The following is a 2,395-nucleotide window of genomic DNA, read 5'->3' as shown; positions in this document are numbered from 1 at the left end:
CCCCTTATCAAGGGGGGACTAAGGGGGGATCGGCACCCCCCTTATCAAGGGGGGACTAAGGGGGGATCGGCACCCCCCTTATCAAGGGGGGACTAAGGGGGGATCGGCACCCCCCTTATCAAGGGGGGACTAAGGGGGGATCTGAGGCAAAATCTATCTTCAATTTAATTATAACTACTTGCTTAAGTTAAGCTGAATCTCTGCTCATCCCTTTACTGTTGCCAGAGTTCCTATCCTAACCAAGAAGTTAATTTTGTCCCATTACTTATCTACTGGCGACAATTTCCACTTCGGGTAAGATTTCTAAAGATAAACGAGTTATGACAGTGCCGGAAAGACGTTTAAGCAGTTGTGGGCGTAAATCGCGCAGAATATAGATTAATTCGTCTCCGGTGCGCCATTCTTCCCCTTCTGTTACTACCTGTAGGGAATTATCGCGACGCAATAGTAGGGGCAGCAGTTCGCCATTTTCAATTAATTTAGTTAATCTGGTTTGTTGTTCGCTCAAATCATTGCCTTTAAAGATAGTTTTACCCAATTTAATCTGATTATCGTCTAAATACTGATTCCATTCCTTGACCGAAAAACTGGGGAGAAAAACCTGATTAACCTTATTTTTATCTGGGTTGGCGGTTCCCGCAAAGGCAGCCAACACCCGGGGAGGGTGAAATTCCTCGCCGGCTCTTTGGGCTAAAACCAGATTAACCTCGCTATTGTTAGTCAAAACCAGAAAAGTCCCCATGGATTCGATGCCGGCTTCTTGCAGTATTTTTGTATCAAGTGCGCTACTCTGCAGCACCGTCAGACCCTCTTCTTTTGCTTGCTGACAGGCTGCGGCATCCGTATCGATTAAAACCACGGTTTCCCCTTGTTCTTGGAATAAAGAACCGATTAAGCGCCCTAGGGGATTACAACCGACGATTACTGCCCCTGTTGCCGCAGAAGAAGTGATTTTAAGTCCTTTTGCCACCCACCGCGCCGTTAATCCCTGAATAAAAACGGTCATTAAAATTGTTAAAAAGACTAAAGCTTTGATCGCTTCACCGCCATTAATACCGGCACGGGTGAGTAAAATAGCAAATAAAGAAGCTACAGAAGCCGAAACGATTCCCCTAGGGGCAACCCAAGCGATAAATAGCTTATGTCGCCAATTTAGGTCACTTTTTAGGGTACACAAGGCCACACTCAGGGGACGCACCACCAGCATCAAGACTAACACCGTCAGGACGCTGCCCCAACCCAAAGCGATGACACTGGCGATCGAAAGATCCGCCGCTAGTAAAATAAACAGTACCGACACGCAAAGAGTCGTCAATTGACCCTTAAAACGTCTTAATAACCGTTCATCGGGAACAGCCGCCGCTTTTAGCACAATTCCCGCCATTACCACCGCCATTAACCCCGATTCACTGCGGCTAAATTGCGATAAACCAAATAACCCCCAGACTCCCGCTAAAACCACGAGATTCTTTAGCTCAAAAGTCAAAAAATTGCAAGTTTTTATAATAAAACTTAACAATCCGCCTCCAGCAATGCCGATCGCCGCCCCGATGCCTAAACGCAGGGTTAAACCAGTGATAATTTCCATGGGGCGGGAATGACTATCAATAATCGTATTTAGCACCACTACGGCTAAAATTGCGCCCACAGGGTCGATTAATACCCCTTCTCCTTCCAAAAGCGTCGCCACCCGTCGATCTACGGCTACTTGCTTCAGCAAAGGACCGATCACCGTCGGACCAGTTACCACCACTAAAGAAGCGTAAAGAAATGCGATCGGCCAGGGAAATTCCCCCAACCAGTGGGCCGCCATACCGCCACCGATGAGAGTGATGGAAGTACCGAGGGTGACAAGATTGCGTAAACTGCCAGAAACTCGCCCTAATTCCCGTCCGCTTAAGCTTAAACCGCCTTCAAATAGGATAATCGCCACAGAGAGGGCAACAAGGACTTCTAAGCCAATTCCCAGACTTTGGGGGTGTAAAATTTCCCAACCATCGGACCCTAAAGCAATCCCAAAAATGAGCAGGAAAACAATACTGGGAACTTTCAGGTATTCGGCAATGACTTGGGCTGTAATCCCCGCCACCACAGTGATGACAATTTGCAGGGTAAGGGCGAAAGATGGATCCATGTTTAGCGATCGGTTATCGGCTATCGAGGCGGGGTTATGGTTGGGGTTTAATCATTCTAATTTTGACTCTCCCCCGCTAACCGCTCGCGCGGTGTAGCGGGAGATTCTCGGTTCATAGGTTTTTAACTAGATCGACCTGGTTTAACCGGTCGATCCCCGTCAAATCGCCTCCGCGAGCGTTTTCTAACACGGTCAGTCCGACCGCATTTTTTCCTCGGTTCTCAATTACCTTCGCTGATGCCGTATCTCTCGGTTCAATGT

1 protein-coding gene is annotated in these 2,395 nt (G+C 47.8%); it reads right to left on the bottom strand.

Going from position 1 to position 2,395, the window contains the following annotated elements; translation table 11 throughout:
- Nucleotides 1–265 precede the first annotated feature (265 nt).
- Nucleotides 266–2,134, bottom strand: a complete 1,869-nt coding sequence (locus O9332_RS22665; RefSeq protein WP_288027543.1) for a cation:proton antiporter — start codon at nt 2,132–2,134, stop codon at nt 266–268.
- Nucleotides 2,135–2,395: the final 261 nt, after the last annotated feature.

The organism is Microcystis sp. LE19-10.1B, from assembly GCF_027530565.1.
Taxonomy (GTDB): Bacteria; Cyanobacteriota; Cyanobacteriia; order Cyanobacteriales; family Microcystaceae; genus Microcystis; species Microcystis aeruginosa.
The sequence above is the reverse complement of the archived record's forward strand: the minus strand, read 5'-3'. Positions and strand labels throughout refer to the sequence as shown.

What these genes read in the sequence shown, in the direction of transcription:
- O9332_RS22665 (WP_288027543.1), bottom strand. Translation starts at nt 2,134, where the DNA reads ATGGATCCATCTTTCGCCCTTACCCTGCAAATTGTCATCACTGTGGTG.